This window comes from Yaniella halotolerans DSM 15476 (genome assembly GCF_000420805.1).
Lineage (GTDB): Bacteria > Actinomycetota > Actinomycetes > Actinomycetales > Micrococcaceae > Yaniella > Yaniella halotolerans.
This window is the reverse complement of the sequence record NZ_ATVQ01000002.1, coordinates 258,859-284,670: the sequence shown is the minus strand read 5'-3', so window position 1 is coordinate 284,670 and position 25,812 is coordinate 258,859. Positions and strand designations below refer to the sequence as shown.

General features: G+C 53.6%; 27 protein-coding genes. 17 read left to right on the top strand and 10 right to left on the bottom strand.

The window, feature by feature from the left end; translation table 11 throughout:
- The first annotated feature begins 15 nt into the window (after positions 1–15).
- The 3 genes from tpiA (at position 16) to G583_RS17060 (ending at position 2,252) form a co-directional block, all read left to right on the top strand.
- Positions 16–831: a triose-phosphate isomerase gene (gene tpiA, locus G583_RS0108855; protein ID WP_022870827.1), complete on the top strand. Its 816-nt coding sequence runs from the start codon at positions 16–18 to the stop codon at positions 829–831.
- A gap of 24 nt (positions 832–855) precedes the next feature.
- Positions 856–1,104: a preprotein translocase subunit SecG gene (secG, locus tag G583_RS0108850; protein ID WP_022870826.1), complete on the top strand. Its 249-nt coding sequence runs from the start codon at positions 856–858 to the stop codon at positions 1,102–1,104.
- 488 nt (positions 1,105–1,592) lie between these two features.
- On the top strand, positions 1,593–2,252 hold the full coding sequence (locus G583_RS17060) for a LysM peptidoglycan-binding domain-containing protein (protein ID WP_029629432.1): 660 nt from the start codon (positions 1,593–1,595) through the stop codon (positions 2,250–2,252).
- A gap of 108 nt (positions 2,253–2,360) precedes the next feature.
- On the opposite strand, the gene tal is transcribed toward G583_RS17060, so the two are convergent.
- Together tal and tkt are read right to left on the bottom strand one after the other, a co-directional pair.
- Complete coding sequence (gene tal, locus G583_RS0108840) at positions 2,361–3,485, bottom strand: transaldolase (protein WP_211210754.1); 1,125 nt, start codon at positions 3,483–3,485, stop codon at positions 2,361–2,363.
- 3 nt (positions 3,486–3,488) lie between these two features.
- Positions 3,489–5,636: a transketolase gene (gene tkt / locus G583_RS15265; protein WP_022870824.1), complete on the bottom strand. Its 2,148-nt coding sequence runs from the start codon at positions 5,634–5,636 to the stop codon at positions 3,489–3,491.
- A 203-nt stretch (positions 5,637–5,839) separates the two neighbouring features.
- Between tkt and G583_RS0108830 the strand changes: the two genes are divergently transcribed.
- Both G583_RS0108830 and G583_RS0108825 read left to right on the top strand, forming a co-directional pair.
- Positions 5,840–6,832, top strand: a complete 993-nt coding sequence (locus tag G583_RS0108830; protein ID WP_022870823.1) for a heme o synthase — start codon at positions 5,840–5,842, stop codon at positions 6,830–6,832.
- A gap of 2 nt (positions 6,833–6,834) precedes the next feature.
- Positions 6,835–7,374 (top strand): Cpe/LpqF family protein, encoded by a 540-nt coding sequence (locus tag G583_RS0108825; RefSeq protein ID WP_022870822.1) that lies wholly within the window; start codon positions 6,835–6,837, stop codon positions 7,372–7,374.
- Between the two features lie 84 nt (positions 7,375–7,458).
- Here the strand turns inward: G583_RS0108825 and G583_RS15260 are convergent, their stop codons facing one another.
- The 3 genes from G583_RS15260 to G583_RS0108810 are packed head-to-tail and all read right to left on the bottom strand — an operon-like array spanning position 7,459 to position 10,153.
- Complete coding sequence (locus G583_RS15260) at positions 7,459–8,475, bottom strand: COX15/CtaA family protein (protein ID WP_022870821.1); 1,017 nt, start codon at positions 8,473–8,475, stop codon at positions 7,459–7,461.
- A gap of 60 nt (positions 8,476–8,535) precedes the next feature.
- Positions 8,536–9,306 (bottom strand): ABC transporter permease, encoded by a 771-nt coding sequence (locus G583_RS0108815; protein WP_022870820.1) that lies wholly within the window; start codon positions 9,304–9,306, stop codon positions 8,536–8,538.
- Complete coding sequence (locus G583_RS0108810; protein WP_245540608.1) at positions 9,293–10,153, bottom strand: ABC transporter ATP-binding protein; 861 nt, start codon at positions 10,151–10,153, stop codon at positions 9,293–9,295. The genes G583_RS0108815 and G583_RS0108810 overlap by 14 nt, the downstream gene beginning before the upstream one ends.
- A 261-nt stretch (positions 10,154–10,414) precedes the next feature.
- Here G583_RS0108810 and G583_RS15255 point away from each other — a divergent pair, with 261 nt between their 5' ends.
- From G583_RS15255 to G583_RS0108775, 7 genes are all read left to right on the top strand, one after another.
- Positions 10,415–11,164 (top strand): helix-turn-helix transcriptional regulator, encoded by a 750-nt coding sequence (locus G583_RS15255; RefSeq protein WP_022870818.1) that lies wholly within the window; start codon positions 10,415–10,417, stop codon positions 11,162–11,164.
- Positions 11,165–11,254: 90 nt separating this feature from the next.
- Positions 11,255–12,715 carry a Fe-S cluster assembly protein SufB gene (gene sufB / locus G583_RS0108800; RefSeq protein ID WP_022870817.1) on the top strand — a complete coding sequence of 487 codons (1,461 nt, stop codon included), beginning with the start codon at positions 11,255–11,257 and terminating at the stop codon, positions 12,713–12,715.
- A gap of 59 nt (positions 12,716–12,774) precedes the next feature.
- Positions 12,775–13,974 (top strand): Fe-S cluster assembly protein SufD, encoded by a 1,200-nt coding sequence (gene sufD, locus G583_RS0108795; RefSeq protein WP_051129694.1) that lies wholly within the window; start codon positions 12,775–12,777, stop codon positions 13,972–13,974.
- A gap of 64 nt (positions 13,975–14,038) precedes the next feature.
- Entirely contained in the window at positions 14,039–14,803 is a 765-nt protein-coding gene (gene sufC, locus G583_RS0108790; RefSeq protein WP_022870815.1) for a Fe-S cluster assembly ATPase SufC, read from the top strand.
- A gap of 45 nt (positions 14,804–14,848) precedes the next feature.
- Complete coding sequence (locus G583_RS0108785) at positions 14,849–15,175, top strand: metal-sulfur cluster assembly factor (protein ID WP_022870814.1); 327 nt, start codon at positions 14,849–14,851, stop codon at positions 15,173–15,175.
- A 109-nt stretch (positions 15,176–15,284) separates the two neighbouring features.
- Positions 15,285–15,968, top strand: a complete 684-nt coding sequence (locus G583_RS0108780; protein WP_022870813.1) for a ribonuclease H family protein — start codon at positions 15,285–15,287, stop codon at positions 15,966–15,968.
- A gap of 79 nt (positions 15,969–16,047) precedes the next feature.
- Positions 16,048–17,646 carry an ABC-F family ATP-binding cassette domain-containing protein gene (locus tag G583_RS0108775; RefSeq protein ID WP_022870812.1) on the top strand — a complete coding sequence of 533 codons (1,599 nt, stop codon included), beginning with the start codon at positions 16,048–16,050 and terminating at the stop codon, positions 17,644–17,646.
- Between the two features lie 28 nt (positions 17,647–17,674).
- Here the strand turns inward: G583_RS0108775 and G583_RS0108770 are convergent, their stop codons facing one another.
- Entirely contained in the window at positions 17,675–18,574 is a 900-nt protein-coding gene (locus G583_RS0108770; RefSeq protein WP_022870811.1) for an SURF1 family cytochrome oxidase biogenesis protein, read from the bottom strand.
- Positions 18,575–18,823: 249 nt separating this feature from the next.
- Positions 18,824–19,318 carry a DUF3099 domain-containing protein gene (locus tag G583_RS0108765; RefSeq protein ID WP_022870810.1) on the bottom strand — a complete coding sequence of 165 codons (495 nt, stop codon included), beginning with the start codon at positions 19,316–19,318 and terminating at the stop codon, positions 18,824–18,826.
- A gap of 132 nt (positions 19,319–19,450) precedes the next feature.
- Here G583_RS0108765 and G583_RS0108760 point away from each other — a divergent pair, with 132 nt between their 5' ends.
- Both G583_RS0108760 and G583_RS0108755 read left to right on the top strand, forming a co-directional pair.
- Positions 19,451–20,161, top strand: a complete 711-nt coding sequence (locus tag G583_RS0108760; RefSeq protein ID WP_022870809.1) for a beta-ketoacyl-ACP reductase — start codon at positions 19,451–19,453, stop codon at positions 20,159–20,161.
- Between the two features lie 6 nt (positions 20,162–20,167).
- The gene (locus G583_RS0108755) at positions 20,168–20,938 is read left to right on the top strand and encodes an SDR family oxidoreductase (RefSeq protein WP_022870808.1); all 771 of its coding nucleotides are present in this window, start codon (positions 20,168–20,170) and stop codon (positions 20,936–20,938) included.
- Between the two features lie 112 nt (positions 20,939–21,050).
- On the opposite strand, the gene serB is transcribed toward G583_RS0108755, so the two are convergent.
- A complete protein-coding gene (gene serB / locus G583_RS15250; protein WP_022870807.1) occupies positions 21,051–21,902 on the bottom strand; it encodes a phosphoserine phosphatase SerB in 852 nt (283 codons plus the stop codon).
- A gap of 145 nt (positions 21,903–22,047) precedes the next feature.
- Here serB and G583_RS0108745 point away from each other — a divergent pair, with 145 nt between their 5' ends.
- The 3 genes from G583_RS0108745 to G583_RS0108735 all read left to right on the top strand — a co-directional run bounded on the left by G583_RS0108745 (position 22,048) and on the right by G583_RS0108735 (position 24,095).
- The gene (locus G583_RS0108745; protein ID WP_084677352.1) at positions 22,048–22,818 is read left to right on the top strand and encodes an ABC transporter ATP-binding protein; all 771 of its coding nucleotides are present in this window, start codon (positions 22,048–22,050) and stop codon (positions 22,816–22,818) included.
- Between the two features lie 17 nt (positions 22,819–22,835).
- Positions 22,836–23,669 (top strand): sulfite exporter TauE/SafE family protein, encoded by an 834-nt coding sequence (locus tag G583_RS0108740; protein WP_022870805.1) that lies wholly within the window; start codon positions 22,836–22,838, stop codon positions 23,667–23,669.
- Between the two features lie 168 nt (positions 23,670–23,837).
- A complete protein-coding gene (locus G583_RS0108735; protein ID WP_022870804.1) occupies positions 23,838–24,095 on the top strand; it encodes a type B 50S ribosomal protein L31 in 258 nt (85 codons plus the stop codon).
- 86 nt (positions 24,096–24,181) lie between these two features.
- Here the strand turns inward: G583_RS0108735 and G583_RS0108730 are convergent, their stop codons facing one another.
- A complete protein-coding gene (locus G583_RS0108730) occupies positions 24,182–25,087 on the bottom strand; it encodes an FUSC family protein (protein WP_169558780.1) in 906 nt (301 codons plus the stop codon).
- Between the two features lie 136 nt (positions 25,088–25,223).
- On the bottom strand, positions 25,224–25,781 hold the full coding sequence (locus G583_RS0108725; protein WP_156832087.1) for a hypothetical protein: 558 nt from the start codon (positions 25,779–25,781) through the stop codon (positions 25,224–25,226).
- Between the last annotated feature and the right edge of the window lie 31 nt (positions 25,782–25,812).

The window sequence follows — 25,812 nt, the reverse complement described above, 5'->3', positions numbered from 1 at the left end:
ACGACAGGAGTTTCATTGACCGCAAAGACCGACGGAGTCTACGACCGCACCCCACTCATCGCCGGCAACTGGAAGATGCATATGGATCACTTCCAAGCCGTCTCGCTGGTGCAAAAACTTTCGTGGACGCTCGCTGACCACGATCACGACTTCGACAAAGTACAAGTCGCAATTTTCCCACCATTTACTGATCTACGTAGCGTTCAAACGCTGATCATGGCGGATAAACTTGACCTGACCTACGGTGGTCAAGACCTATCACAGCACGACTCTGGTGCTTACACCGGCGATGTCTCCGGGGATTTCTTACGCAAACTCGGATGCATTTACGTGCTGATTGGCCACTCAGAACGGCGGACCATTCATGGCGAAACCGACGACACCGTCAATGCCAAGCTCAAGGCAGCAGTACGCCATGAACTCACGCCTATACTCTGTGTCGGCGAAGGACTTGAAACAAGAACTGCAGGGGAGCACATCGACTTCACGATGAACCAGCTGCGCGCAGCTCTAGCGGGGCTATCGGCCCAAGAAGTGGCCAATCTCGTGGTGGCCTATGAACCGGTCTGGGCCATCGGCACGGGAGAAGTAGCCGGCCCCGATGATGCTCAAGAAATGTCGTCAGCCCTCCGCCGAGAAATCGCTGCTCTCTACGACACTGAAACAGCTCAGACCACCAGGGTGTTGTATGGTGGATCTGTCAAAGCTGACAATGTAGCTACCATCATGCGTGAACGCGACATTGATGGTGTCTTGGTCGGTGGGGCAAGCCTCGACGATGAACAATTTGCTAGTATTGTCAGGTTCGAACACCACCTGTTGACCGACTAGACAACGAAGAATGGAAAATACCCGTTGAATTTTGAACTTGTGCTCCAGATCATTCTCGTGATCGTGTCAGTTTCGTTGGTCTTTGCCATCCTGCTGCACAAGGGCCGCGGCGGCGGCATGTCCGACATGTTCGGCGGCGGTGTGACTAGTGGCCTGAGTTCGTCAGGCGTCGCAGAACGAAACCTAAATCGCCTCACCGTCACCCTAGCGCTGCTATGGGGCGGCATCATCGTCGTCTTAGGTCTCATGTCGCGTTTCTCTGGAGATTTCTAACATAACAAGCTTCCACCCTGTGGTTGAAACCGGTAGAGCGAATCACGCTCTACCGGTTATTTATTTCCCGAAACTCGGAAATATCACGCTTCTCCTACGCCGTTTACACCGCGCTTTTGGCATCGAAACCATAACGAAATACGCCAGTATCGGACACTAGGCGTTTTCTGAGACGATTCACAGGCCATTAAAAGGTCCTACATTCAAGCGATAATACCCCGCTGTGACTTGGCATTTTATCGAGGCCCCATTTCCATGAAACCGAAAACGTGACGACGGGCACCCACCAGATGGTCTATAACGTTTTGATAACGAACCATGAACATGTATTGTGGCGAACTCAGGTCATTTCGTACCTGCTGGCATCCGCCAATGAAATGAAAACTCAATGAACTCTCACGGGATGCCGTGACCTGGAAACGAATCCCTATCGCAAAGTTTGCGAAGGAAAGGACTGACTAAACTTGAAGCATGAAGCACGCCACGCCATGACCAAACCGTCACGCGGCAAACTCGCAACCAAGACTCTTATCGCAGCTGCTGCGATCTCCGTTCCACTCTTCGGCTTTGCTGCACCAGCAAATGCGGCACCTGATTCAACTTGGGATCAGCTAGCCGAATGTGAATCCGGCGGTGACTGGAGCATCAACACCGGTAACGGCTACGAAGGCGGCCTACAGTTCAACCCACAGACATGGCAAGCACACGGTGGCTCCGGCAGTGCAGCTGACGCAAGCCGTGAAGAGCAGATCGCCGTGGCTGAAAACGTCCTAGACAACCAAGGCTGGGGCGCTTGGCCATCCTGCTCGCAGCAGATCGGTGCTTCGGGCCAGGCTGAACCAACCGGACAGCCTATGGAGCAGCAAGAACAGGCACCTGCTCAAGAACAGCAGGCACAGGCTCCTGCGCAGGAACAGCCTCAGCAGCAGGCTCCTGTCCAGGAACAGCCAGTTGAACAGCAGGCAGCTCAGCCTGCACCGAAGGCAGCTGCTTCCGGTGAAACCTACACTGTCCAGTCAGGTGACACCCTCAACAAGATCGCCACTGAACAGGGCGTTGACGGGGGCTGGAGAGCACTCTTCGAGCTGAACACCGATCAGATCTCCGATCCAACACTGATCTTCCCTGGCCAGGAACTGGCTCTCTAAAGCACTAGCTGCTTTAAACTCACGGTCGGGCCGCCGCATCTTTTCTTGATGCGGCGGCCCGACCGTTTAATGAGCATTATTCTTTGGCGCGAGGCGCCGAATTTTAGATCAGGCTTGCGCGTCGAGCTGCTGCTGGATCTTCTCTAGCAGTGCGTTCCATGCATCGACAAACTTTTCGAGCCCCTCGTCTTCAAGCTTGGTTACCACCTGGTGATAATCAATGCCAGCCCGTGCTAAGTCATCGAGGTGATCGTCGTCCATAGCGTAGTTGTCTGGGATACGACGTTCCGTGATTTCCCCGTGGTCAGCAACGGCGTTCAACGTATCTTCCGGCAACGTGTTCACCGTATAGTCGCCCACTAGACCGTTGACATACCGCACGTCAGAGTACTCTGGGTTTTTCGTGCCAGTCGATGCCCATAACGGGCGCTGCAGTCGCGCACCTGCTGATTCCAGAAGACGCCACCGTTCAGTGTCTTGCATCTGCTCGAAGATTCGGTAGGCGAGGCGGGCATTGCCGATTCCAGCTCTGCCACGCAATTGCATGACATCTTGTGCAGGAAGCTTCAGTGCCTCGAGTTGTGCGTCAATTTCACTATCAACTCGTGAGACAAAGAAACTTGCCACCGAGTGAATTTTTGCCAGGTCATAACCCTTGGCGCGTGCACCTTCTAAACCGCTCAGCCACGAGTTGACCACTTCTCGATAGCGCGAGAGCGAGAAGATCAACGTGACATTTACGCTGATGCCTTCAGCCAGAACCTTCGAGATCGCCGGGAGCCCCTCCACGGTCCCAGGAATCTTGATCATGACATTTTCACGATTAACGGTCTTTGCTAGCTCGATGGCTTGTGCGATGGACTGGTCGGTGTCTCTGGCAAGACGAGGATCCACCTCGATTGATACGCGGCCGTCGTAGCCATTACTCTTCTGGTAAATAGGCGACATAATGTCGCAGGCTGCTCGGACATCATCGGTCGTCATTTCGACGACTGCGGTTTGCGCATCCGCACCCGATGCCGCAAGTTTCGACAACTGTTCGGTGTAGGCCTCGCCGGTAGTGAGTGCTTTACCAAAAATCGCCGGATTGGTCGTCACCCCGGTGATTGTCTTCGTGTCGATAAGGTTTTGGAGGTCACCCGAATCGATGCGGTCCCGCGAGAGATCGTCTAGCCAGAGGGAGACACCAGCGTCATGCAGCGCTTGAGTGTATTGGTTTTGTGTCACAAACAATCCTTAGGCGTTGTAGAGGCTTTGGACTTTTGCCACGAGTGCGTCAGCGGTGATGCCGAACTGCGTGAACAAGGTTTGATAGTCAGCAGATGCACCGAAGTGTTCAAGTGATACTGAATGACCGTCGCCACTGGTGTACTTCTGCCATCCCTGCTCCACACCAGCTTCAACGGAGACTGTCAGAGTGTCTGTCGGAAGTACCGCTGTGCGGTAGGAAGCATCCTGGGCATCGAACCACTCCAATGACGGCGCAGAAACTACGCGAGTGGCAATGCCTTGACTTTGCAGGGTTTCACGGGCTTCGACAGCAAGCTGTACTTCGGATCCGGTACCGATGAGTACGACGTCTGGTGCAGTCTCGCCTGATTCATTGGTGGCTTCGACGAGCGTATACGCTCCACGGGCAACACCATCTGCAGAGTGGAAAGCTTCCTGACTCCGGTCAAAGACCGGCAGCCCCTGACGGGACAGGATCAGTCCGGACGGACGTTCGCGCTGTGACAAGATCGTCTTCCACGCAACCGAAACCTCATTGGCATCAGCCGGACGAACGACATCCAAATTTGGAATCGCACGCAAGGCTGCCAGGTGCTCCACGGGTTGGTGTGTCGGACCGTCTTCACCGAGACCGATAGAGTCATGCGTCCACACGAAGATCGAGGGGACACCCATCAGTGCAGAGAGTCGCACCGCAGGACGCATGTAGTCCGAGAAGATGAGGAAGGTTCCAGCATAGCCACGCGTCATCCCACCCAGGGTGATGCCATTAACGATAGATCCCGAGGCGTGTTCGCGAATACCAAAATGCAAGGTCCGGCCGTATGGATGACCCGACCACGTTGTGGTTTGACGATCAACCGGCAAGAAGGATGGTTCGCCCGCCATGGTCGTATTATTTGAACCAGCGAGGTCAGCGGAGCCACCCCAGAGCTCTGGCATGACCTCTGCAAGACCGCTGAGGACCTTGCCGGAAGCTGCACGGGTTGCCATAGTGCCGTCTGCTGGCTCGAAGGTAGGGAAGGCATCATCAAAGTTTTCTGGCAGTTCCTGTGCAACGAGACGATCATAAAGTTTCGCCCGGTCTGGGTTATCAGCACGCCAGGACTGATAGGCCTCTTCCCAAGTTTTGCGGTACTCAGCGGAACGCTCTCCAACGCTGCGGGAGTGGGCTAGTAGCGCTTCGTCCATGACAAAGTGTTCCTCGGTATTAAAGCCCAGGACTTCTTTCAGCCCCGCAAGTTCCTCGGTGCCCAGTTTTGCACCATGAATGCCACCGGTATTCTGCTTCTTTGGTGATGGCCAGCCGATAATAGTACGCAAGGAAATCAGGGAAGGCTTATCAGTTTCGTGTTTCGCATTAGCGATCGCTTCATAGAGAGCCTCGGTGTCTTCGACATAGTCGCCGGTCTGAAGCCAGTCAATCCGTTGGACATGCCAACCGTAAGCTTCATACCGCTGCTCAACGTTTTCGTTGAAAGCAATGTCAGTGTCATCTTCAATAGAGATCTTGTTGTCGTCCCATATGACAATAAGGTTGCCAAGTTCCTGGGTGCCGGCCAGGGACGAAGCTTCGGAGGTAACACCTTCCTGCAAGTCCCCGTCCGATGCGATCACATAAACATGATGATCAAATGGAGAGGTCCCTGCGGGTGCGTCGGGGTCCATCAAACCACGAATTCTGCGCTGGTCGTATGCAAACCCTACTGCTGAGGCTAGTCCCTGTCCTAGAGGACCAGTTGTGATCTCCACATGATCAGTATCGCCGTACTCAGGGTGTCCCGGTGTTTTCGAACCCCAGGTTCGTAGCGCCTGAAGGTCTTCCATCTCTAAGCCAGCTCCCGCAGCAAAGAGTTGGAGGTATAGGGTCAACGACGTATGGCCGGGGGAGAGGACGAAACGGTCGCGCCCCTGCCAGTGCTGATCAGCCGGATCAAAATGCATGACATTCTGAAAGAGTTGCCACGCAACAGGCGAAAGCGAAAAAGCAGTGCCGGGGTGTCCTGAACCAACTTTTTCGACGGCATCGGCAGCTAAGACTCGTAGCGTATCGACTACGCGTTGATCCTTGTCAGAATAAACATACTGACGCGCTGGAAGGTGGCGGTTGAGTGCGAAAGTCGAATCGGCTGGGTTTGAAACAGTGGGGGCCACGAATTGCCTTCCTGAAGGTAACTAAGTTTGAGTTCTTTACCGTGATGTTGCAGAGACTCATTCTAAGCTTACCGGGCAAACGCTTCCATACGCCAAGATTTGCACGCAGGGCAATACACAACAGCTACACTAGATAGAGGAGTGCCGACACGATTCGGTTTCCAAAGATTTACTTACTTGTTACTTAGAACTCGAGAGTATTGATGTCAACATCGTTAGAGTCCGCCGCCACTCAGGGTACTACGCCCGCCATTGCACCGGAGTCGACTCGACAGAAGATCGGATTTCGACGCAAGGCAAAAGCGTATATTTCGCTCACCAAGCCGCGTGTCATGGAATTGTTGTTGGTCACCACGCTTCCAACCATGATTCTTGCAGAACGTGGTTGGCCCGAACTTTGGACCGTGTTTGCCACCATGCTCGGCGGAGCGCTTGCCGCAGGGGCTTCGAGCTCGTTTAACTGTTACATCGACCGTGATATCGATCAGTACATGGAGCGGACCAAAAACCGTCCGTTGGTTACCGGAGAAGTTACACCCCGGGAAGCTTTGATCTTCTCATGGGTCCTGACGGTTGCCTCGATCGGTCTCTTGGCACTCGGCACCAACTGGCTTGCAACAGCCTTTGGCATTGCCGCCATCTTCTTTTATGTGGTCATTTACTCCTTGATCCTAAAACGTCGTACCCAGCAAAATATTATCTGGGGAGGACTCGCTGGGGCCTTCCCAGTGTTGATCGCTTGGGCTGCCGTTCGAGGCACCATCGAATGGCCCGCTGTAGTTCTGTTTGTGGTTATCTTCCTGTGGACTCCACCGCACTACTGGCCACTGTCCTTGAAGTATAAAGAGGATTATCAAGAAGTCGACGTCCCCATGTTGGGTGCGATTGCCACATCTCGTCGGGTCTCGTCACAGGTCGTTCTCTATACCTGGGCGACGGTGATTTTCTCACTACTGCTTGTTCCGATGGGATGGGCTGGCGTTGTTTACACCGCCACCGCAGCCGTTTCGGGCGGTTGGTTCATTTATGAGGCACACAAGCTTTACCGCGACTCGCAACGTCCGGATTTCACCGATAAGAAAGCAATGCGAGTCTTTCACCTTTCGATTACCTATCTCACCCTGATCTTTGTTGCGCTAGCCGTGGATCCATTCGTCGGCTCACCGCTGATGGGTGAAATGGTTACTGCGCCCTAACTATGCAACTTTCAAAAACACGCACCATACTTCTCACGACCTTCACCGCTGTCACGCTGTCTCTCACAGGCTGTGTTGCCGACCCGGAGATCGCTGACACACTGCCTGACCGCGGGTCTGCGCCAACCCACGTTGAGGAAATCAGTTTCCCAGATACCGAAGTTGGCAACATGTCCGAGTGGATCGTCAACGAAATCAATGGCACTCGATCGATCAATAAACAAGACTGGTATCCACTCGTTTCACCTGAGATGAGTGAAGAAATCCCCGTCGATTCTCTGGTAGGGACGATCAATTCCGAACTCCGACCGTCTTTGCCTTTCGTTCCAGCTGAATATACGGAACCAGAAGAGAACTACGGCGTCACCCGGTTGGCTCCAGACCTCACCTCTGCTCCGTTAGATCTACATGTACAGGTCGATGACACCGGACGTATTTCCGATCTTTGGTATGAGGAAGTCGTCACGGACGCCAATCAACAAGAGGAGCCTGTTGAAGACGCTGACGATGACTCGGCACCGTCCGACGGACTAGGGCAGTAAGATTTCTGCCTTGTTTCTAAGCACAAAAGAACCGCCATCTTGAATCTTCTTCAGGATGGCGGTTCTTGTTTGCCCAAATAGTACTTAGGCGTGGATGAGCGTTTCTGGTTCCTCTTTTTGAGCTACTTCGTACTGGGTTGGCATAGATTCATACTTGGAATTGAACACGTCCAGCACGACGGTCATGGCCCACGTGACGAGTCCAATACCAAACATGTGCATCCATACAACGCCAATTGGTAAATCATTGAAATGCTGGTAGAAACCAACGACGGCTTGGAAAACCAACACTGCCGCCAAAGACCATACTGCACGACGCTGACGCACCGATGTTTGGAGCCGATACATCACGACCAACAGAACCACCGTCAGCGCAACCATGAGATATACCGGTGCGGCGTGCATACGGGTGACCAGCAGTTGATCAAACTCGTGCCGAGGTGCAGCTGGATCTCCGCCATGCGGACCGGAGCCAGTAACAATGGTCCCCATAACTAATGTGAACCAACCGGCGATGTAGATGGTGATCGAAGAAATCCGTGTCAACGGCGTCGTGACACCATCTTGGATCTTGCGATCATGGGTGTTCGTTAGGCGTGCACGACGTTCAACACCGACCCGATACGCAAGGAGTGTGGCGATCGAAACCATCAAGGCTGAAACTAGGAAATGCAGCATGACAACCCATGGGTTGAGGTCTGTCCAAACGGTGATACCACCGATAAGGGCCTGTGCCGGAATGACCAGCGCGAGCACTAGAGACATTCCAAAGAGCTTGCCATGTGTCTTGCGAAGCCGCCAAAGCGCTAAAATCATCAGGACCGCGATCGCAGCGAGAACAAACGTCAAGAGACGGTTACCAAATTCGATAGCACCGTTAATGCCCATCTCCGGGGTCGTCACATACGACTCAGGTGTACAGCGGGGCCATTCAGAGCAGCCCAGTCCAGAGGCAGTTAGCCGAACTGCCCCACCCGTTACGATGATCCCGGCTTGCGATACGACGGAAGCTACAGCCAGCACCATGGTCCACAGCGTGAAGGTGCGAGGCATCAGAGCATCGGACCACCGACGAGTCGCCTGGTCGCCTGCAGTTGTCATGAAAGTATCCTCTATTTGAATTGTCAGGTGCCGAGTGAGCATCCATGACGCGGTGTTGTGTTAACGCCACTTAAACCAGCGTATAGTGCCCACGCTTAAAATGATTCCCCAAAGAGTCAAGATGACAAATGCGGTGGCGTCAAAACTTCCATCTATCAGCGCAGATCTCAGCCCATTTCCAAGGGCAGCAGAGGGTAGAAACTCAATAACAACGCTGCCCGCGAAATCAGCTACTGGAAAGACGACGCCTCCTACTGCGCCGAGAATGACCCATAGAAGGTTGGTCAGCGCGAGAGTTGCTTCCGGTCGAACTGTGCCGGCGATAAACAACCCCAGACCAGTAAAGGCCATTGCTCCGAGCACGATGAACAATGCCGCGATCCCCAGTCCAGCAAGATGAGGGCTCCAGCCCATTAACACTGCAGCGCCGCCAAGCACTACCACCTGCGTCACTTGTACCATCAGCACAGCGAGCACTTTGCCCATCAGCAAGCCGATAGGCCCTAGGGGAGTAGTCGCCAAGTATTGTAGGACGCCATATCTACGATCAAATCCCGTGGCAATCCCCTGGCCGGTCAGGCCGGAGGATAACACCGATAGCGCTAAGACCCCGGGTGTCGCTATATCGATGGTTGAAGGTCCATCAGCGGTGTCGAAGAGCCCAGTGACGAACAGTCCGGTTAGCGCCAGGAGAGGAAGGATGATTGATACGAGTAGCTGTTCACCATTCGTCATGGTGATACGTGTTTCGTACCGTCCTTGCGCTATAACCTTGGAAAGCAGGGAAGAGGAATGCGGTGCTTCGACCGGAGTGAGATCAAGCCTTGTCATGTGTCGTAAGCTCCCAAAATACGTCCTCGAGGGATTTTCCGGACAATCCCATGTCGGTGGGCATTAAATCGTGGCGTAACCACCAACCAGTCACAGCATGGAGGTCAGCCGGTCCTTGTACGCCGGTGACGCGCCAGACGCCAAACTTCGCAGAGGAAGAACCCTGCAACAGTGTCAGGTGCGCGGGAAAATCGGCCCGCTGTTCTTCGGTAAGTGACCGTGACGTTCGGAATGTCAATGGTGGACGAAGCTCTGTGGCAGTCAATTCTTCAACGCTACCCGCCGCCTCAACAAGGCCTTCACGGATGAGGACAACATGATCGGCCAGGCGTTGCGCGTCCTCCAGGAGGTGCGTCGTCAATATGATGCACACGCCAGACGCCTTGAGCTCTTCGATAAGTTCAAAGACAATGAGGCGTGATGCAGGGTCCAGACCAGCTGACGGTTCATCGAGGAAGACAACGCGGGGCCGGCCAACAAGTGCTGCGGCCATTCCTAGCCGCTGCCGCTGGCCTCCCGAGAGTCTCCGAATCTGGCGATTCTTGAACTCATGGATCTGCAAACGATCCATCAAAGCCTCAATGTCGGCCGGGGCTTGATACAGCCTGGTCAAATGATGGAGGAGTCGCTCACCTGTGACGGCCATGGGCAGACCGCCTTCTTGCAGCATGACCCCGACTTGGCTCCGTAGACCCGCGCCCGCTCGGTATGGGTTAGCACCCAAGAGTCTTACGGTTCCGGAGCTTGCCTTATCAATGCCTTGCGCAATTGACAGGGTGGTTGTTTTACCAGCGCCATTAGGCCCTAATAGCGCGGTAACCTCACCAACCTTGGCTTCGAAGCTCACGCCTTTGAGGATCTGAAAGCGACCGCTACGTGTTGGGACATCGCGATGAACATTCGTTAACGACAGCATGAACTATGAACTCACAAAGCTCGAGCAAATAATGACTGTAAACACGGCCCTTAGTCTATCCACAGATCACCGGTGCACTGACCATACCGCGACGGCTGACATTGGCCGTCAGCAAAATCACAGCGACTATGACCAGTAATACAACTCGCCGGGTGGCCAAACCCAAGATCTCGTCTATAATTAGGACATACAATGGTTACTAATTTCGCAGACGCCCCATCGGACGGCCCAACGGCCGGTAACGGATCATCGCATACGACCCGCGAAAAGGTCATGCATGCCGTCCTGTCCCAGGGACCGGTGAGCGCAGCGACCATTGGCAAAGAACTTGACTTGACCGCAGCTGCCGTACGTCGCCACCTCGACACTCTAGAAGAAGAGGGTCTGGTAGAGGTCAAAGCTGTCTCGGGGTCGCAGCGTGGGGCAGGTCGTCCATCTCGACGCTACGTCGTGACCCATCAGGGACAGGTGGAACTTGGCGACGATTATTTGGGCGTTGCTTCCGAAGCAATGTCTACACTCGTAGAACTGGGTGGTCAGGAAGCACTGCGGGGGTTCGCCCGCAAATACTTCGCAGACATCGAAACACGCTTTTATCAACAGCTGCCACAAGATGCCATGCTGAATGACCGGATTCAGACCTTGACGGCTGTACTTGCCGATCTAGGTTTTGCCGCAACGACCCGTCGGGCTGGTCGCGCGGCTAAAGTAACGACACTTCGCGCAGCTCAGATTTGCCAGGGCCACTGCCCGATTCAAGAACTTGCCGGAGAGTTTCCGCAATTCTGTGAGGAAGAAACTGACCTATTTGCGCGTTTACTACAAGTAGACGTCCGACGACTATCGACGATGCCCACCGGTGGCCACGTGTGCAACACACACGTACCATTGGGACGGGCTGCGCACGCATCACTCATAGCAGCAAGCGGATCTAAGAACTAGCGAACTACAAACAAAATATTCATCGAGAGACTCCAGCACGCTGGAGCTCGATGGGCACAAACCACGCCCCGTTTATAAAAGAGGTTGATAATGACGGATCAAATCAGTCAAGAAACCGCCGATCCCGGTGTGATCCAAGATGTTCTGGATGCAAACCCAGAACTGGAAGGCATCGGTGCATACGAATTCGGCTGGCATGACCCGGACGAAGCCGGCGAGAACGCACAACGCGGTATTAATGAAGACGTTGTACGCAACATCTCGACGCTGAAAGAAGAGCCGGAGTGGATGCTGAAGACTCGCCTCAAGGGTCTGCGGTACTTCGATCGTAAACCGATGCCGACCTGGGGTGCAGACCTTTCCGGTATCCATTTCGATCGCATCAAGTACTTCGTTCGCTCAACCGAGCGTCAAGCGACCAGCTGGGAAGACCTGCCGGAGGACATCCTCGAAACCTACGAGCGTCTTGGCATTCCAGAGGCTGAGCGTGAACGCCTCGTTGCAGGTGTTGCTGCACAGTATGAATCTGAGGTTGTATACCACCAGATCAACGATGAACTGGAACGTCAGGGTGTCATCTTTTTGGACACCGATACCGGACTCAAGGAACACGAAGAAATGTTCCGTGAGTACTTTGGTTCCGTCATCCCTGTCGGTGACAACAAATTCTCAGCTCTGAATACCGCAGTATGGTCAGGTGGATCGTACGTCTACGTTCCAAAGGGCGTACACGTCGAAATCCCACTGCAGGCATACTTCCGTATTAACACGGAAAACATGGGCCAGTTTGAGCGCACCCTGATCATTGCTGATGAAGGTTCCTACGTGCACTACGTAGAGGGTTGTACAGCACCGATCTACCAAACCGACTCACTGCACTCTGCCGTTGTTGAGATCATCGTGAAAAAAGATGCTCGCGTTCGGTACACCACCATCCAGAACTGGTCAACGAACGTCTACAACCTCGTCACCAAGCGTGCCGTCGTTGAAGAAGGTGGAACCATGGAGTGGGTTGATGGCAACATCGGCTCAAAAGTCACCATGAAGTACCCAGCTGTATATCTGACTGGTGAACACTCCCAGGGTGAAACCTTGACCATGGCCTTCGCCGGCAAGGGTCAGTACCAGGATACCGGTTCCAAGATGGTTCACCTGGCTCCGAACACTAAGTCAAACATTATTTCCAAGTCCGTAGCCCGTGGTGGTGGCCGCTCCGCATACCGTGGACTGGTCCAAATCACCGAAGGGGCCAAGGGCTCAACGAACAACACCGAGTGTGACGCCCTCCTGGTAGACACCATCTCGCGTACCGATACCTACCCATACATTGATATTCGCGAAGACGATGTCACGCTGGGTCACGAAGCGACTGTGTCCAAGGTTTCGGAAATGCAGCTTTTCTACCTCATGAGCCGCGGTCTTTCAGAAGAAGAAGCTATGGCAATGATCGTGCGCGGGTTCGTTGAACCAATTTCACGTCACCTGCCAATGGAATACGCTCTGGAACTGAACAAACTTATTGAACTGCAAATGGAAGGATCGGTGGGCTAAGCGTGGCCAACACTGACGCAACTACACTCGACGAGGGACCAGACCTACTCATCCCAGGTATGGGTGAAGAGGGCGAAACACTCGTCGTTCAGCAGGCCGAAAATCAGCCTGTCGAAGATGAAGAGACCAAGTATGGCACCTCACGCGCTGATCGCAAGACGAGCTTCAATCTCGCCGACTTTCCAGTCCTAACAGGTGAAGAAGAAGACTGGCGCTTCACGCCGCTCCACCGGCTGGCGAACCTGCACCTCCCTGAAGGGGACGAAAAACTCCTCACCGGTGCAGCCCCAGCGGTAAGCGTGACCGAACACGACGGTGTTTCGATCGAAACCGTTGCACGTGACGACCAGCGTCTTGGTTCCTTCATGGTTCCAGACGACCGCACATCAGCTATCGCCTGGAACTCATTCAGCGAAGCAACAGTTGTGACCGTTGCGGACAACGTCAACATCGAAGAGCCCATCACCATTTCGGTAGAAGGCAATTCAACGGACCCTGCCGCGCAGCACATTCATGTTGCCGTTGGGGCCAACAGCAGGGTCAACCTGGTCATTAACCAGACAGGTAAAGCCGTTGTCTCCCAAAACGTCGAATTCGCCGTCGGAGAGGGCGCGACAGCCAATGTCACCTCGCTCCAGGCATGGGACGACGAGACCATCCACGTTGGTTCACAGCAAGCCTCGCTTGGTAAAGACTCCACGTTTAAGCATGTAGTCATTACCTACGGCGGTTCGCTCGTTCGTCTCACACCGATCACTCGGTTCGCTGGGGAAGGCGCCACCACCAACATGTACGGCCTGTACTTCGCAGACGCCGGACAGCACATGGAACACCGCATCTTCATCGACCACTCGACCAATAACTGCACCTCCGACGCGCTCTACAAAGGCGCGCTCCAGGGCAAGGGTGCTCGTTCGGTCTGGGTTGGAGATGTCCTCATCCGTGGCAACACGTCTGGCACAAACTCATTCGAGAAGAATGAGAACCTCTTGTTGTCCGAAGGCGCCCAGGCCGATTCGATTCCGAACCTCGAAATCGAAACCGGAATCATTGATTCAGGAGGACATGCTTCCTCCGTGGGACGCTTTGATGAACAACAACTGTTCTATCTCATGGCTCGGGGCATCCCAGAGCCGCTCGCCCGCAAGCTGATCGTTCGTGGTTTCCTCAACGAAATCATCCAGAAGATCGGCATCGAGGACGTCGAAGCCGCCGTGACCGAGGTCATGGAAGAAGAAATCGCCGACCTCGAGCTCTAAACCCCAGCTGTAGCCATAACTTAAAGTCCCGTTCCACGCGGGCAACAAGGAGACTTAAACAACAATGTCAACACTTGAGATCAAAGATCTACACGTCAGCATTGAGACCGAACAGGGCGACAAAGAGATCCTCAAAGGTGTCAGTCTGACCATCAAGTCCGGCGAAACACATGCCATCATGGGACCAAACGGCTCCGGCAAATCTACACTGGCCCAGGCTATCGCAGGCCACCCGTCATATAATGTCACCGGCGGTGAAATCCTGCTTGACGGTGAAGACGTCCTCGACATGGAAGTTGACGAACGTGCACAGGCAGGCCTCTTCCTCGCCATGCAGTACCCGGTAGAAGTACCAGGCGTTTCCATGTCTAACTTCCTGCGGACCGCAAAAACCGCGCTAGACGGCGAATCTCCAGCAATTCGTACCTGGACCAAAGATGTTCGCTCGGCCATGGACAACCTCGAAATGGAGTCGTCATTCGCCACTCGTAACGTGAATGAAGGCTTCTCCGGTGGTGAGAAGAAGCGCGCAGAGATCCTGCAGCTCGAACTCTTCAAACCAAAATTCGCCATCCTGGACGAAACTGACTCCGGCCTTGATATTGACGCGCTTCGCGTCGTATCCGCGGGAGTTAACCGAGCACAGGAAACCAATGATATGGGCTCCATGCTTATCACCCACTACACACGCATCCTGCGCTACATCAAGCCAGACTACGTGCATGTATTCGTCGACGGAAAGATCGTCGACTCGGGTGGAGAAGAACTAGCCGACCGTCTCGAAGACGAAGGCTATGTCAACTACGAGAAGACCCAAGCACCTGCCTAAGTCTTTTTCTGATAACGTGCCAAGCAGACGGATCAGGAGGTACCCATGACCGACACTGTTGCACAAACACCGCTTGAAGACATTGAGGAAGCCCTCAAAGATGTTATCGACCCTGAACTGGGCATTAACATCGTTGACCTCGGCCTCCTCTACGGTTTGAACTATGCCGAGGACGGCGCACTCATCGTAGACATGACACTCACGACAGCTGCCTGCCCTCTCACCGACGTGATTGAGGACCAAGTTGGCCGTGCGGTTGAAACCATGGTCGATGAATGGCGCCTCAATTGGGTTTGGATGCCACCTTGGGGTCCCGAAAAGATTACCGAGGACGGACGCGAACAAATGCGCGCCCTTGGGTTCAACATCTAAACTCAACGGTTTAAATGGACCGGCCGCAAACCACCTTTGGTTTGCGGCCGGTCCATTGTTTAACCCCCTACACTAGAAACGACCCATCACCACATTTGGAGGAACAAGCATGCTCACAGTTGGAGTAGACGGCTCGGCGCTCGGCAATCCAGGCCCCGCAGGCTGGGCCTGGTACATCGACGACTCCAACTGGGCCGCGGGCGGGTGGGAAAACTCCACCAATAACCGTGGCGAACTCTCTGCTATTCTCGAATTCCTCGAGGCGACCAAGGACACCACGCACGACGTCAGTATTCTCGCCGACTCACAGTACGCCATCAATTCGATTACGAAATGGATGCCCGGGTGGAAACGGAAGGGATGGAAGAAATCTGACGGTAAACCGGTGAATAACCAGGACCTTATGATCCGACTCGACGAGCTGATGACCACTGCAAAGGCAGCCGGACGGACCATCACGTTTGAATGGGTTCGAGGTCATTCCGGCCACCCTTTGAACGAAGCAGCAGACTCCCGAGCAAACGCTGCCGCCAAAGCATTCCAGAGTGGGACGACGGTGGCAGCGGGGCCGGGGTTCAACCTAGACAACACAGAACCAGATACTGTCGAGTCGATCACTATGCCAGAATCTTCAGCTAAGCCCAGGGACACCGTCACAGTGCATACGCAACTGGACAAGGACCTAGCGGACACGATCGTCAAACGTGCCCAACAACGAGGTGCAACACCCCACGAAGAACTAGCCCGTCTGATTCAAGCGGGCATGGATTCTGCATACACCACCAATGAGTGAACAAAATCGCTAAATACCCCTGCCGTCACCTAAAGTAGCCGGTGGCCCACCCGTCTTATTCTTTTGAGGTTGTACATACATGATTTCAGCACAGCAGCTGTCTGTTGTGGTTGGCTCCAAGACACTCCTGTCTGACGTCACGTTTCACATTAATCCCGGCGATCGAATCGGACTCGTGGGACGAAACGGGGCTGGCAAAACCACACTGACAAAAGTGCTCATGGATGAGTTTATCCCCGCAAGCGGCACGGTTATGCGCTCTGGCACAGTGGGGTATCTGCCTCAGGACCCACGCACGGGGGACCTCAGCCAATCCGTTCGCGACCGCATTCTTTCAGCACGCGAACTGGCAGAACTGACACGCCGCATGCGTCGTGCCGAGGAAGAAATGAGTTCTAGCGATCCGAAACTTATGGAACGCGGGATGCGCCGGTATCCTGCCGCCGAAGCAGAGTTCATAGCTGCTGGGGGATACGCTGCTCAGTCCGAGGCGGCCTCAATCGCTTCAAATCTTGGTTTGGAAACCTCGATCATGGATCGTCCCCTCGACACGCTGTCTGGTGGACAGCGTCGCCGCGTGGAACTGGCTCGGATTCTGTTCGAAAAACCCGACACGATGATTTTAGACGAGCCAACAAACCACTTGGATGCAGATTCCATCATCTGGCTGCGTGAATATCTCAAGACGTATGAAGGTGGTCTGATGATCATCTCGCACGACTTGGACCTGATTGACGAAGTGGTGAACATTGTCTTTTTCTTGGACGCCACACGCCAGGTCATTGATATCTATTCCATGGGCTACCGGGCCTATCTGAAACAGCGCGAGGTTGATGAACGACGCCGACGCCGCGAACGCGCCTCAGCAGAAAAGAAAGCCGCCGCATTACATTTGCAAGCCGATAAAATGCGAGCGAAAGCAACCAAAGCTGTCGCCGCACAGAATATGGCCAAGCGCGCCGACCGTCTCCTAGCGGGTCTTTCCGAGGAGCGCGTCGAAGAAAAGGTAGCCAATTTGCGTTTCCCGACGCCCGCGCCATGTGGCAAGGTACCGCTGACGGCATCTGGACTGTCAAAATCTTACGGTTCAACCGAAGTCTTCACCGGAGTGGACCTAGCTATTGACCAAGGTTCAAGAGTAGTCATTCTTGGTTTTAACGGTGCCGGAAAAACCACACTACTGCGGATCTTAGCGGGGCACGATGAACCAGACTCTGGCGAGGTCAATCCGGGATACGGCCTCAAATTGGGGTACTATGCCCAGGAACACGAAACACTGGATATCAACCAGTCGGTGCTCGACAATATGAAGTCAGCAGCGCCCGACCTGGATGACACAACAGCCAGAACGGTTCTGGGTTCTTTCCTTTTCTCTGGCGACGACGTATATAAGCCGGCCGGGGTGCTGTCTGGGGGAGAGAAAACTCGCTTAGCGTTAGCCACACTGGTGGTGTCCGGGGCAAATGTTTTGTTACTCGACGAACCGACGAACAACCTGGATCCGGCTTCGCGTGAGGAGATTCTGGGTGCCATTCGCAGTTACGTCGGCGCAATCATCTTGGTGACGCACGATGCGGGTGCGGTGCAAGCACTTGACCCAGATCGAGTCCTGATCTTGCCGGATGCTGACGAAGATATATGGTCTGACGAGTATCTCGAGTTAGTAGAACTTGCCTAAATGCCTTGTGTTTGGTTGGGAAATATTCCTAACCATTCAGCATGGCGTCTTCAATCTCCTCATCCGTCATTTGTCCCTTGCGGCGCTTCACCGGTTTAACACGTTCAACGCGGTGCGCAGAGATAAAGCCATCTTCCTCACGTTCGCCATACATCTCGTCTTCACGATTTCGTACAGCTTTCTGGTATGCTAACCAGCCCCACACGACGAATGACATCAAACCAAACGTAAACCATTGCATCGAATACGATAAGTGCGGCCCCTCATCTCGTTGAGGTTCTGGCATCTGCTGTGGCGACTCGGCAGGAGCAGGAGATTCAGCGGCCATCAGCCCATACGCTTCATCAGCTATGTCATATCCCAATTGATCACGAATACTTGCCAAATTAATGGAAGCTACCTGCCCCTCCGGGGCACCGCGATCTACTGACACTTCACCAGGCATGGCTCGAATAATAATTTCCGTCTGTCCTTCGGGAGGAGCTGGAACAGAATCCGGGGCAGACGCATCTACTCCCAACGGCAACCACCCACGGTCTACCAGAATACGGTCGCCTGAATCCGTTCTAAACGGTACAAGAACCTCGAAACCTGGTCGACCGGCGCGCGGCCTGTTGCGTGCGACCAGGGTGTCCTCGTCCAAATATTCGCCCCGGACTGTAATGGGAGTCCACTTTTGTTGTTCGTCAAAATCACTGAACACGTGCGAAGCCTCAGCGTACGATACTGGCTGCTTGTCATAGTTATCGACGATGGTGTTGATCTCATCAAGTTTGTCCATGCGTCGGTCCATCTGCCAGTTGCCTAGGAACACCGTAGCGATCGCAAAGATAATACAAAAGACAAATCCACCGATCCATGCACCAGACAGCAAAAACCGAAAATTCAACTTCGGCTTCGTCGAAGATGCGGGGTGTTCGTTAGTCATGGAAGATGTCACCTAGTTAGCGGTTGAATTTCTTGGAGGAATGACCTGGACGATAAAAAATCAGCTAAGAATTGCCGGTGCTCGTCGCAAGCTAACCAAATTTTTCGACGTTCTGGAGTGTGGACCTTGGGATTATTCCACACTAACTGCCAGACGGCCTGAGCACTGCACCCTTTGCGAGAGCACTGCAATTCTGCCGCCTGTGGTTCGGTCGATGCAGAACCAGTCTGCATAAGATTGCCGAGAAGATCAGGACCCTGTGTCATCATTGTCCTTCTTATTGTGGTCTACACCAGCCTTTGAGGCATCATATTCCGCGGAAGGCGAGGACGTGCTTGCGTCCGGGTCATCAACTACGAAATCACCAACGATTACGGTGTCGTCACCATCATCTGTCTGCTTTCTCGCAGCTTCCAAAGCTTCGCGTTGTGGAGGGACCGCCTCTATCGATCGACCATCAACTTGCCGGATATTATTTGCAATCTGTACCCCGAGCCACGGTGCCAACATGCCGGTCACAAAAACGGCAATTTGTACCCACCCATCTGTCGCTAACACGACAAATAATGAGATAATACGCACACCTATGGTGATGGCGTAGGTACGGTTCTTGCGCTTGGCATCAGCCACGACGGACTCGGAAGCCCCAGTTATGAGATAGACCTGATCGTTATCTTTTTTAGACTGACGCCGTGCAGCATTTCGCCGGGAGTTCGCGTTGGAGGTGTTTGATGGCTTTTCCAAAACAGTCTCCTTTCGCACCGTGTCTGTTGAGGGCACAGATTTTTTCGTTGTTTTTGGGGTTGCAACATCTATTCTCTCACTTTCCGGCCTAGAGTAGAGGCAAAACGTCTTTATCAATCTTGAGGAGTAATTGTGGCGCAAGGCCGAAGTGTATTGGTAACCGGAGGAAACCGGGGGATTGGTTTAGCCATCGCCCAAGCGTTTCAGGCAAACGGCGACCAGGTGGCAATCACATCGCGTTCAGGGGAGGGCCCCGACGGAGTGCTGACCGTCAAAGCCGACGTGACCGATATGGAATCCATCGACCAGGCCTTCACCGAAGTTGAAGAGGCACATGGTCCTGTCGAAATCCTCGTCAATAACGCTGGTATGAATAAGGATCAGCTACTGCTTCGCATGTCGGAAGATGATTTTGACGACGTCGTGAATACGAACCTGACCGGTTCTTTCCGTACCCTCAAGCGTGCAACCCGCGGCATGGTCCGCCTCAAGAAGGGACGGGTCATCTTTATTTCGTCAGTCGTTGGACTCTACGGATCACCCGGCCAAATTAACTATGCCGCCTCAAAGGCCGGCCTTGTAGGCATGGCACGTTCCTTGACTCGTGAGCTAGCTTCCCGCAACATCACAGCTAATGTCGTAGCACCGGGCTACATTGATACAGAAATGACACAAGAGCTCGACGAAGGCCTGCAGAAACAGTACAAGCAAGCCATCCCTGCCGGTCGTTTTGCAGAGCCAGAAGAAGTTGCCAACGTAGTTCGCTGGTTGGCCTCGGACGAAGCAAGCTATATTTCAGGCGCGGTCATCCCCGTTGACGGCGGTCTAGGAATGGGACACTAAAGAGATATGACACAGACTCAAGATTTAGCAAACACCGGCATCATTGTTACCGGATCATCACGTGGTGTAGGTGCCGCAACCGCACAACTACTGGCCAAACGCGGCGCCGGCGTCGTCATCAACTATCGCCAAAAAGCGCCCCGTGCCAATAAAGTTGTCAAACAGATCGAAGAAGCCGGTGGCAAGGCTGTTGCTGTAGGTGCCGACATCACCACTGACGAAGGACGCAAGTCCATGATCGAGGGTGCTACCGATAACTTTGGCGGCCTCAATACGTTAATCCTCAACGCATCTGGGGGCATGGAATCCGACCTCGGATCAGATTATGCCATGCGACTCAACAGAGACGCCCAAGTCTCGATGCTGAAGGCTGCAGCTGAAGTCATGGAACCGGGCTCACAAGTCGTGTTTGTCACTAGTCACCAAGCACATTTCATCGACGAAGTGTCGACCATGCCGGAATACGAACCCGTAGCAAAATCAAAGCGTGCCGGTGAGATCGCACTTCGCGAACACATCCCAATGTTGAAAGAAAAGGGCATCGGTTTTGTGGTCGTCACAGCAGACATGATCGAAGGGACCATCACCGCCACGTTGCTCAACCGTCTCAACCCAGATGCAATCGAGTCACGACGACAGGCAGCGGGAAAACTCTTTACCGTAGAAGAGTTCGCTGAAGAAATTGCTGCCTTGGTTGGTCGCGACGATCTAGCAATCGGTCACACGGAATATGTTGGCGGAGCCAAAGATTATTTCGAACAAATCGAAGGGAAATAACTCCTGCTACTCCTGAGATTCGGCGCCGGGCAATATGTCCGGCGCCGAATCTGTCTGCACTCGGCTGTCACGAGCCAGCAGTGGGAATGCTCATTTTTTCGCAAAACGGATGTCAGAGTCCAAGCACAGCGCGTAGCACATCGTGTGTGGGGACCTCGACGATAAGATCTGCATGTTCTCGAACGATGGGTTTCGGACAAAACCCAACGCCATAACCGGCAAGCTCAAGCATGTCGAGATCATTCGCTCCATCACCAACGGCAACGGTCGCTTCTAACGGAACATTATGGTCGGCTGACCAACGACGTAGCATCGAAGCCTTTGCTGCACGGTCGATTACCTGACCGGTCACTTTCCCCGTCAATTTGTTGTCAGCCGTTTCCAATGTGTTTGCAGCAAAACCATCCAGTCCAAGCTGTGTTGCTAGTGGTTCTAATGCGTGGGTGAAGCCACCAGAAACTGCATACACGTAGCCGCCAGTGCGGTGAACAGCTTGTACAAGTTCGTAGGCGCCCTCATGAATTGTCGCTGCTGCCGCCACTTCGTCGAGAACTTCCACCGGCAAGCCCTCTAACGTTGCTACACGGTAGTGCAAGGACTCAGCGAAATCGATTTCCCCGCGCATAGCCCGTTCAGTGACTTCAGCAACCTCACGTTCTTTGCCAGCATGCGCAGCAAGTAACTCGATAACTTCCTCATGGATGAGGGTAGAGTCCACGTCAAACAATACAAGAGGTGCCTGTTGGTGCAACATCTCGACCTGTTTTTTCTGCATAATTGCCGGATACCAGTCCTGCGGCAGATCTTTCAGGCGATCGGCAGCAGAAATCCAACGATGACCGGTAAAGCCGACTCCATTGAGTGCTTCTGCATACGTTGGTACCCCGTCTAAACGCGGGTGGCCCGCATTGTTATAGACCACCACGCGGTCACCAATCTTCATGTTGGCAGTATTTCTCGGCATACCGGTTCCTTTCACCAAATCCTCTTGTATCTAGCCTAGTCTGGTTCATATGAGCTCATCCGATCTGACCTACTCTGCAACAACCGCGCAACGTCCCATCATGTCACCACAAGAATTTATCCCTATAGACGACTCTGTCGTGCACATGTCTCACGTCACGTATCGGCGTGGTAATAATGTGCTGTTGGATGATGTTTCGTTGTTGGTCGAGGAAGGCCAACGGTGGATTGTTATGGGTCCAAATGGGGCTGGTAAATCCACCATGATCAATATAGCGGCTGCGCGCGCTCACCCAACCATGGGCAATGTTTCGATCTTAGGTGAAGTATTGGGGGCAGTCGACGTTTTTGATCTACGTCCCTCCATCGGCTTGTCGTCCACTTTGTTGGCAGAACAGATCCCCGGCAATGAAACCGTCCGCAACCTGGTTGTCACCGCTGCCTACGGTGTAACCGGCCGCTGGCAAGAAGTGTATGAACCGGAAGATTTGCAGCGCGCCGAACAACTTTTGTCGAGGTGGGGGATTGCAAAATACGCCGACCGGCGTTTCCGTACCCTGTCAGAAGGGGAGCGCAAACGTGCGCTCATCGCTCGAGCCATGATGACAGACCCTGAACTCCTCATTTTGGATGAACCCGGCGCAGGTCTCGACCTCGCCGGTCGAGAAACGCTTGTACGCTCGCTGTCACAACTCGCTGCCGACCCACTCTCACCAACACAGATCCTGGTGACCCACCACGTTGAAGAAGTCCCGCCGAATTTCACTCACGCCTTGCTGCTACGTGAAGGACAAATCATTTCGGCCGGCCCGATAGAAACAGCTTTAACCGAAGAGACGCTGTCGGAAGCTTTCCGATTGCCTTTGAACGTCTCCCGCAATGTTGACGGCCGCTTTACAGCGTTTGCTCGTACCTAAACCTTCCGAGGAGACCCATGGAACTCTTCTTGGGCTTGGAATGGTGGCAGCTACTACTGGTCTTGTTGGCCGGCTTCTGGGCCGGTACCATAAACTCCGTTGTTGGATCGGGCACGCTTGTGACGTTTCCAGTGCTGGTCGCCGTTGGCTTCCCACCCGTAACAGCCCAAATGTCGAATGCAATGGGCTTAGTTGCCGCTGGATTCTCTGGCACGTGGGGTTATCGACGAGAACTTCGTGAAGCCGACAGTATTGCAAAAACGCTCACTTGGGGATCTCTCGCGGGCGGACTTATCGGCGCGAGTTTACTCATGTCCTTGCCTGCCACGGTATTCGACTTTGTTGCGCCGGTCCTGATTATTTTCGCAATACTGTTTGTCGTTTTCCAACCTCGATTAAATGCCTGGGTTCGACGACGTCGTGCAGCCTGTGGGGATGAGCCCATCACCCCTGAAATTGCGCCACTGCCAACTGGAAGGGTTACACCAGCACTATTTATCCTGATCTTTCTCACCGGTATCTATGGAGGCTACTTTGTCGCAGCCCAGGGGGTCTTATTGATGGGCATCCTCGGGGTCTTCTTGACGTCTGGAACACTGGTTCACGCAAACGCCATCAAAACCTGGCTCTCACTAGCGGTCAATCTCATCGCCGCTGCTGGGTATCTGCTTTTTGCGTTCGACAGAATCGACTGGACGGCGGTGCTGCTAATTGCTGTCTCATCACTAGTCGGCGGATCAGTTGGCGCAAAAATAGGCCGACGTATCAAACCAAATGTCTTACGCGGCGTCATCGTTGTGGTCGGCTTGGTCGGCCTAACGGTGATGATCCTACGCTTGTTGAGCAGCTAAAAACCGAGCGGATACCCTTCAGCATCAGACCGCATGAACACGCTGCTGGTAAAAGATGCTAGTTCCGCCTTAAACCTGTAATATGTACCCTTGGTCAGTTGACCGATTTTATTAACTCTGTCTTCGTGCGGCTGGCAAAATCCAGTGGCACCAACGAAGGAACTAGACATGCAAAAAGATATTCACCCTGATTACAACTACGTAATCTTCAATGACCTAGCGTCAGGCGAACGTGTCCTGACACGCACCACCGCAACTTCTGATCGTACCGCTGAGTGGGATGACGGCAACACCTACCCGGTAATCGATGTTGAAATCTCAGCTGCCTCCCACCCGTTCTACACCGGTAAGCAGCGTATTCTGGATACTGCCGGCCGCGTCGAGCGCTTCAACGCTCGTTTCAAAGGCTTTGGTGGCAAAAAGTAACCACTACGGTTTTCTATCTCAGCTTTACAATAGCGTCGCGCCCACGGGCGCGACGCTGCTTGTGTTAAAGCCAATTTCCTATATACCTAGCTAGGCCGTTCGTCCGTTCGGAGTTTTGCCGATACCAGGGCGATACCAGTACCCACAAGCGAACCGATAAAGGTCTCAAACACCCGGTCAGCCACCAAAATTTCGGGGTCAATTGGATTAGCTAAACTGACCATCAATAAAGCCAAAGGTGTTACTGCTAACATCGCCACACCATAGTTGCGACCAATGAGTAATTCTGCCGCTGCTTGCAAGACGATCACCGCGCTTATCACAGCCAGGGTTGGCATCTCAAACCACAACAACACTCCGGCCATCAGCACACCCAAGGTCGTTCCGATGAAGCGTTGAATGCTGCGGGTGAGCCGAGACGTTGTGGCGGCACCGGCCAACACGACACTGGCGGCAACCATCGCCCAATACCAATGGTCATCGTCAAAGGTTTGCCCTATCAAACCGGCTAAAAGAGCACCTACGCCCACTGTGACTGCTACTGACCAGTCCGCCTGAAATACTGCTGGGCGTATAGGTCGAAAGACTTTAGTCCAACTTCGCGTGCGCAACAGGCCTAAGGCAGCAGTGAGCAAGACGCTAAATAATGCGGCCGCGCTCGTCACCACCAATATTTGTGCCAGGTTTATCCAGTCACCCGGCATGGTTGCCACTGCACCTGCCACAAAGACAGCAAAAGTTGCACCATCTGGATGCCACTTGTAACCACCAACGATGCCGGTCACGAGCGTCGCGACAAGAGCGATTGTCATGATCCGCACACTTGTATCTGTATCTAAGACGGCCAACAGCGTGCCAATCAGCAAGACACTTACAAAAATAACACCGGCGCCAAGTTGCATACGGACTCGGTCACCATAGTAATGAAATCGACCGTAGAGCGATGATAGTGCGCCAAAGGCAGCGTAGACTGACAGATCCATTCGTCCCATGCAATATAGGATGATGAGCGGGACACCGATCGATGTTGCTGCCCGAATGGCAACCCGATGGGCACCCGCGTGTGGTCCGATGGCCAGGGCGGCTTGACGGATCTTTCGAAGTGGTCTGGTCTCGGGACCTAAAAAACTATTTCTCTCGCTGATAGTATTCGTCCTCACCCAGAATCGCGAAGTAACCATGACCCTGGTAGTGGTCTTCATCTTCAGTTCGTATGGGCCCACCTTCTCGGGAGTCGAGCACAGCAAATACCGCCGCAATTATGCCAGAAATGATCATGATGATCGCCGCTGGGTTTGCAATGGCTGAACCAGCACCTTCCCAACCAGGTCCAAAAAGCACGGCTATCAGTGCGGTAGCCTGCTCGTGCGACGTCGCAGAAAATATCGTGTCATCTGGAAAAAAGAGTCCAACAATAAAAGCATTGAGAAAAGAAAACCATAACCACGCAACTGTTCGCTTACTCGGGCTCTGTCCGCGCTTCGCCGGAACCCCAAGTGCGGCACAACTGATTACCAAGAGAATCAGCGGAAGCAGGATGGTCATGACCAGTGCGATCGGAACGGCGGTGCCGATAATAAGTCGTGGCACAAGAATCCATGCTGCGAGCAGAAAGGTCGCGATCCAACCGCCTCGGATCGCTATCTTATGCCAACCAGTTGCAACAACTTGCTGTGAATTTCCCATAATAAATAGGGTAGCCTGAAGTCGAATTTTA